Genomic DNA, 6,554 nt, shown 5'->3' with positions numbered 1-6,554 from the left:
CATCCGCACGACGAACGCGATTGAGTCGACCTTCGCGACTGTGCGTCACCGCACGACGCGCACGCGCAACTGTGTGTCACGAGCGACCTTCCTTGGCCTGGCCTTCAAGCTGATCGAGGAAGCCGAGAAAACCTGGCGCCGCATCAACGGTGCCGAACACATCGAACTGCTCTTGAAGGGCATTCCCTTCAAGGACGGTGCCCCGGCGCAAGACAATCCGCCGGATCAGCAGAAACTCGCCGCCTGAGAACCGGCCACGATCAACCTTCGTACACCAGATTTGACTTTATCTCAACCAGGATCGCAGTCCTAAGATCATCCTTGCTGGTAGCGGCATGGCCACGGGCGGCCGCGTCGTATCGGCTCGGTGAATCAAAGCATGCAGATCCTTCACAACCAGCAGGCCCACACCATGAATTTCAAGACGATCCTTGTCGACCTGACCGATGGGCCGGCGTGTGCGGCGCGCGTCGAGAGCGCAGCGCAGGTTGCGGCGGCATTCGACGGCAGCGTGGTCGGACTCACGGCAACCGGGACGCAACTGGAGCCGTTTCGCGGTGCAGGGGAAGAGGCCGGACGATATGCCGCCCTCGCACGGGACAAGCTCCAGCACCTGGCTGCGAGACAACATGAAGCGCTGCGGGAGTGGGTGGGGCGAGTCTCGCCGGCGATTCCAACGCGGCATGTCGTGGTTGAAGCTGAAGCCGGCTGGGCGCTGGCTACACACGGCCGTTTCGCCGACCTTATCCTGCCCGGACCGCCCTCCGTACACACCGACATTCCCATCGGACTGCCGGGCGTTGCCGAGTATGTGATGTTGCAAGCGGGACGGCCCATCCTGCTACTGCCGGGGCTGGCCAGCGTCACCCTGGAAGGCCGCGTCGCGATAGCGTGGAATGGCTCGCGGGCGGCCGCCCGGGCGGTAGCGGATGCGATGCCATGGCTGGCGCGTGCCGCCGCCGTGTCTGTCCTGGTGGTTGCGACGGCGAACGAAAGCCGTGAGCCGCAGGCTCACGAAACCCATGAAAGCGACGCGAGCCACGAGAGCGGGCAGCGCCTCATGGCCTGGCTGGCTAGCCACGGCGTCGAGGCTGACCTGCATGTGGAGCAGGGTGACCCGGATGAGGCGCTGCCGCGGCTTGTCGACGCCGTGCAGGCCGGCCTGCTCGTTGCAGGCGGCTATGGCCACTCGCGCCTGCGCGAGCTCGTGCTAGGAGGATCGACCCGCTGCCTGCTACGCCAGTCTGCCTTCCCGGTCTTCATGTCGCACTGACGAGGATATTTGCCACGGCGTCACGCATTTCACGTCCTCGTCCGGGCCCGCCGCCCAGTACGGCGCATGCGTGCAGCCACCACGCTGGTCGCGCTTCGCGCAGCCTGTACTTCGATGCCGGCGCAAGCCTAATCGTAGTGCAGGTCGATGCCAACACCTCCGGCCAGCTCGCAGTCGACGATGCCTGCCGCATAGGCAAAGAGCCATTCTTCGGCCTGTTGCAGGCTGGCGGGCGGGTCAGGCCAGTCTGGCGTAAAGCGGATGCCGAGACCACCGTCTGGCGCGGTGAGATCCACGCGACCGCAGGGCCTGCCCGGTTCGACGGTGCCCGGCACGCATAGGACAACGTGAAACCCTTTGTACGAACGTCTTGTTTCAGTCACATCCTGCCTCCAGGAAAATGGGGGGCGCTACCACGTGCTGGTTCCCTGTAGACCTACGAGCCCATCATGACGGGCACAAAACTCCATTTGTTGCGCATAATGTATGTTATGTTAAATAACTGACCGACCCGCGGACGCACGGCCGGCCTGCTGCTCCATATCCGGCCCGCGCGCCCAGACTGCATCCGGCAAATGGATCTCAGTGAATCTGCATGCCGCGCATGGCGTGGATCCGGCCGTGATGTTGCATCAGGTCGTCATACTGGCGCTGGAGCATGGCGCTGGCTTCCGGCGGCAGCGGCTTCATCATGGCCGACCGATACACGCGCCTGGCGGCTTCTTCCTCGTGCTCGCACATACCCAGGATCGCATCGTCGTTGTTCGGCTGCAGCATGTGGCGCACCGCCATCCAGCCGCGGAACAGCGTGCCTTGCATGCTGCCGCGGTCGGCCGGGTTGCCGCCCATGGCGCTGACCATCGATTGCAATTCCCGCACCGAGCCGCGGCAGGATTCCGCGGTGCTGGCGAGAATGTCGCGAAGTTGCGTATCATGCACATTATTGGCGCCGCTGGTGCAGGCCAGTTCGCTGTCCTTGCCAGCCTCGATCAGCTGGTTCAGGGCGAGGACACTTAGTTGTTGGGTTTCGGCCATGGCTTTCTCCCATCATTTCAGCCGGCGAGGCCGGCGTTTGCGCGAATCGCCAGATTGCCAATCGGGAACCGCAGCGGCGCTGGCGCGCAGGCGGCGACATATGCCTGCCGTCGCCTCCTCTTTCTAGGTGACGAACCTGATAAGAAGTTTAGGCGCGAGTTTTCGTATGAGATAGAAACTCAGGCGCATGGCGCATTTCAACCATGGGTCGACCTGCCAAGAATCCGGTTTTGTAACGGTGATGTTGCCGGCCGCCGGACTAATAGCGCCCTGCCGCGAGCCGCTCCAGTGCCGCATCGATGGCACCCAGGGACGCATGCAGGCCTGCCGCATGCGCTTCGTCCCTGAGCTGGCGCAGGTTTTCCTGAAGCGCCGGCGTGCCGCCCCCCTCCTCTTCCTGTCCGGCATTGATCAGGGCGCGGCCCCTGCGGATCAGGAAGTCGCCCCACGGAAACGGCTCAGGCCGCATGTAATCCTGTAGCGCCGCAAGGTAGCGATCCGCTTCCTGCCAGCGCCGCAACGACACGGAAACATCGATCGCGGCTTCCAGCAGGTCGACATGGCAATGGCTCACGCAGCCTTGCGCCAGGATCGCCTCGGCCTGCCGCAAGGCGTGAAGTTGCCGGCCGGGATCGCGTGTGGTGCGTGCCAGGAAGCCCAGCACGGTGGGTCCGGAGTAGCGCAGCCCGCTGGCATGGCTCAGCTGCAGCGCCTCGTCGAGCAGTGCCTCGGCTTCCTGCACCTGGCCGAGCGCGCCGAGGGCGAGGCCCAGCCGCGCCAGCACCTCGGCCTCGAAGCGCCGTGCGCCCAGCCGACGCGTCAGCGCCAGGGCCAGCCGCGCGTGCGCTTCGGCTTGCCGCCAGTCGCCGGCCAGCTGCGCGGTCGACGTCATCACGTCGTGGGCCAGCATCTCGCTGCGCGCATCGCCGATGCGCTGCGCCAGGCGCAGCCCTTCCTCGCAACTGGCCCGCGCAGCATCGAGCTGGTTGCGGAACAGCTCCACCGCGCCCACCATCGGCAGGTTGGCGCATTCGATGCGGACAAAGCCGTGTGCCCGCGCCAGCCCGACGCAGCGGACAAAGTGCGCATGGGCGGTAATCATGCGGCCTTGCTGGTAGTAGGCATCGCCGAGGCCGCCAAGCGCACGCGCCTCGCCCAGCACCGATCCGGCCGCGCGCGCGTGGCCGAGGGCGCGCTGGTGGGCGGCCAGGCACCGGTCCATGTCGCCCATCGGGAAATAAAGATTGCCGCGCAGCGATTCGATCTCGGCCAGGCGCTCGGACTGGCCCAGTTCGGCGGCGGCCTGCTCGGCTTCGCGCAGCGCCGACAGGGCCTCGTCATGGCGGTCGAGCAGGCGCAAGGCCGCCGCCGTGCCCTGCCAAGCCCGGGCCTGCTGCGCCGCCCCGCTCGCAAGCGGCTGGGCCTGCCGGAACGCTTGCAGGGATTGCGCGGCCAGCCCGAGGTCCAGCGCCAGTTCGCCGTGCAGGCAGGCAAGCGCATGCCGGCAGGCGACATCGCTGTCCAGCCGCTGCGCGCGCTCGACCAGGCGCAGCGCGCGCTCGCCGCGGAAGTGCGCCGCCTCGTGCCGTGCCGCGGCAGCATAGGCCTCGGGCGCGCCGGGGTCACCCGCGGCATCCAGGTGCTCGGCCATCAATGCCGGGTCCCTGCCCTCGTACCAGGCCGCCGCGCGCCGGTGCAGGTTCTGCCGGCGCGACTTGAGCAGCGACGCGTATACCGCCTCATGGATCAGCGCATGCATGAACAGGTAGTCGTCGCCTTCCGGCCTGGTCATGGCAGCCATGACCAGGCGCTCGCACGCATAGTCGGGATCCTGGATCAGGTGCCGCAGCGCAGCGGGGCTGAAGCGCTGGCCCAGCACCGCAGCGGCCTGCAGCGCCTGCCGGTCGGCGGTGGAAAAACGGTCCAGCCGCGCCAGCACGATGCTCTGCAGCGTCCCGGGCAGTTCATCGGCGCCGGCTTCAGCGCCCGCCTCGGCGCCGCGCAGCAACTGGTCGAGGAACAGCGGATTCCCTTCGGCGCGGCGGATGCAGGAAGCGGCGACTGCCGGATCGACCTGCCGGTAGCAGGCGGCCAGTTCGTGCGCTTCGGCATCGTCGAGCGGGCCGAGGTCGATGGTGGTCAGTGGCGCGCCCTGGCTGGTCGCGCGCCAGGCGGCGGCATCGACCGGGTCGTGCTCCGGGCGCACGGTCAGCACCAGAACCAGCGCATGGCCGCGCGTTGCCGCCGCCAGCTGCGCCAGGCAATCGAGCACCGTGCGCTCGGCCCAGTGCACGTCTTCGACCACGATCAATAACGCTCGCGCGGCGCTGCGTCGGGTGGCCAGCGTCACCATCAGCCGCTGCACGCCGCGCTGCCTGCTGGCGGGGTCCATCGCGGCCAGCGCGGCGGCATGGTCGGAGGACAGGGGCAGCTCCAGCATGTCACGCACGAACATCACGTCTTGCTCGGCAAGTTGCCAGGCGGCGAGCGTGGCTTCGATGGCAGCCGCGCTGCCGCCTTTCGCGCCGGGACTCCGCGCGGCGCCCATCAGGCTGTGAGCGAGCATGCGCATGGGATCGCCGCCGCTGCCGGCGCCGAAGTCGAGCACCAGCACCCGGTGTGCCTCCAGTCCGCGTTCGCGCGCCAGCGCGACGAAGCGTCCGGCCAGCCGGCTCTTGCCGATGCCGGCCTCGCCGCGGATCAATACGACGCGGCCATGGCCCGAGCGCAGGCAGCTGTCGGCCACGCCGGCCAACTGCGCCAGTTCCGCGTGCCTGCCGACGAAGGCATGCTCGGCCGGCGCCTGCTCCACCCCAAGGAAACGCCGCACGCGCCACAGCGGGATCGGCTCTGCTGCACCGGGCAGCACGGCGCGGGCCACGCAATCGGCTTCCAGGCGTCCGGGCAGCGCCTGGTAGACCCGGTTGGACACCATCGTGCCACCGGCCTCGGCGGCCTGCATCGCTTGCAAGGCCACGCCGACCGGGCCGCCGGTAAGCGTCAGGTCGCTGTCGCCACAGGCCGCCAGCACCTGCCCGCTTGCCAGGCCGACGCGGGCCTGCAGCCGCGAACCGGCGGTACCGGCCAACCGCGCCAACGCCGCATGCAGCGCCCCGGCGGTGTGCAGCGCGCGCTCGGCGTCGTTGCCGTGCGCCACCGGCACCCCAAACACGATGGTCAGCCGGGTGCCGATCTCATCGGTAATGTGGCCGCCACAGGCGCCCGCCAGGGCCCTGGCCTGCTGGCGCCAGCAGGCCAGGGCCTGGTGCAGCTGCTCAGGCTCCAGCGCACCGCCGGCGCCCTCCTCCTCCAGGCTGGCCACCAGTACCACCGCGTGGCGCAACTGCGGCTCGGGTGTCAAGGCGGCTGCCAGCATGGCAGTGGGTGGGGCCGCGTCCGGTCCTGGCGCTGCTTGCCCGGCGCCGGCGCTGTCGTCGCCACCCAGGCCGCCTGCCGCCGGCTCGCGCCGCGCGCGCAGGATGGCCTGGTACAGCGCCTCGGTCTCCGGTTCCGGCGACACCCTGAGCTCGCGTTGCAGCGCCGCACGGCACAGGCGGTATTGCTTGAGTGCCAGGGCCTGCCTGCCCTGCCGCTCGTACAGCCGGATCAGCACCCGGTGCACGCCCTCCTGCAGCGGGTCGAGCGCAAGCAGGCGCGTGGCGCAGGCGATGGCAAGATCGGTCGCGCCGGCCTGTTCGTGGTGGGCCAGCAACTTCGCCAGGGCGCCCAGCGCCACGCCGCGCAGGCGCTCGCGCTCGATCGCCAGCCAGTGGTCGAAGGCCGGCGCAGCGGCATGGAAGCCCTCCAGCAAGTCGCCACGGTACAGGTCCGCCGCGCGGGCCAGAGATGCCGGCGTGGCTTCACGGGCACACTGCTCGAACTCGCAGACGTCGACCGTGATCCCGACCAGCGTCACGCAGTCGCCTTCCGCCAGCAGCACGTGCTGGCCCTGCGTGCCCGCATCGTCAAGCGCCCGGCGTGAGGCGCTCAGCGCCTGGCGCAGGCTGCTGCGCGCCTGCTCGGCGTTGCTCTCCGCCCAGCACAGCGCGGCCAGCTTGTCGCGCGGCTGGGCACGCCCCTGGGCCAGTGCGAGGTACGCCAGCACGGCGCGCGCCTTGCGCGCCGTCAGCGGGATCGGCGTGCCGTCGGCGGAACTGAGCTGGAAACCGCCGAACAGGTCGAGACGGGCGCGGGTCATGGGAGGGAAACTGGCAAGCCCATCCTTTATAGGCGACGGCAAAGGACT

Annotated in this window: 4 protein-coding genes and 1 pseudogene; 2 read left to right on the top strand and 3 right to left on the bottom strand. The window is 68.9% G+C overall.

The annotated features are described in order from the left end of the window. Both K309_RS0128295 and K309_RS0128290 read left to right on the top strand, forming a co-directional pair. A pseudogene (locus K309_RS0128295) lies at nt 1-247 on the top strand (IS256 family transposase); the annotation flags it as partial. Between the two features lie 132 nt (nt 248-379). Next, entirely contained in the window at nt 380-1,273 is an 894-nt protein-coding gene (locus tag K309_RS0128290) for a universal stress protein (RefSeq protein WP_232232522.1), read from the top strand. 128 nt (nt 1,274-1,401) lie between these two features. Here K309_RS0128290 and K309_RS0128285 read toward each other — a convergent pair whose 3' ends face one another. The 3 genes from K309_RS0128285 to K309_RS0128275 form a co-directional block, all read right to left on the bottom strand. Next, entirely contained in the window at nt 1,402-1,569 is a 168-nt protein-coding gene (locus K309_RS0128285; protein ID WP_232232521.1) for a hypothetical protein, read from the bottom strand. A gap of 286 nt (nt 1,570-1,855) precedes the next feature. After that, nucleotides 1,856-2,308, bottom strand: a complete 453-nt coding sequence (locus K309_RS0128280) for a PA2169 family four-helix-bundle protein (protein WP_029049496.1) — start codon at nt 2,306-2,308, stop codon at nt 1,856-1,858. 259 nt (nt 2,309-2,567) lie between these two features. Then, nucleotides 2,568-6,506 carry an AfsR/SARP family transcriptional regulator gene (locus K309_RS0128275; RefSeq protein ID WP_029049495.1) on the bottom strand — a complete coding sequence of 1,313 codons (3,939 nt, stop codon included), beginning with the start codon at nt 6,504-6,506 and terminating at the stop codon, nt 2,568-2,570. Nucleotides 6,507-6,554 lie beyond the last annotated feature (48 nt).

This window comes from Cupriavidus phytohabitans (genome assembly GCF_000426345.1).
Classification (GTDB): domain Bacteria; phylum Pseudomonadota; class Gammaproteobacteria; order Burkholderiales; family Burkholderiaceae; genus Cupriavidus.
Note: the sequence above shows the minus strand (reverse complement) of the source record. Positions and strands in the feature narration are given on the sequence as shown.

Excerpts from the sequence above, each read along its gene's own strand:
- K309_RS0128290 (WP_232232522.1), top strand. The coding sequence starts at position 380 with ATGCAGATCCTTCACAACCAGCAGGCCCACACCATGAATTTCAAGACG.
- K309_RS0128280 (WP_029049496.1), bottom strand. The coding sequence starts at position 2,308 with ATGGCCGAAACCCAACAACTAAGTGTCCTCGCCCTGAACCAGCTGATC.
- K309_RS0128275 (WP_029049495.1), bottom strand. The coding sequence starts at position 6,506 with ATGACCCGCGCCCGTCTCGACCTGTTCGGCGGTTTCCAGCTCAGTTCC.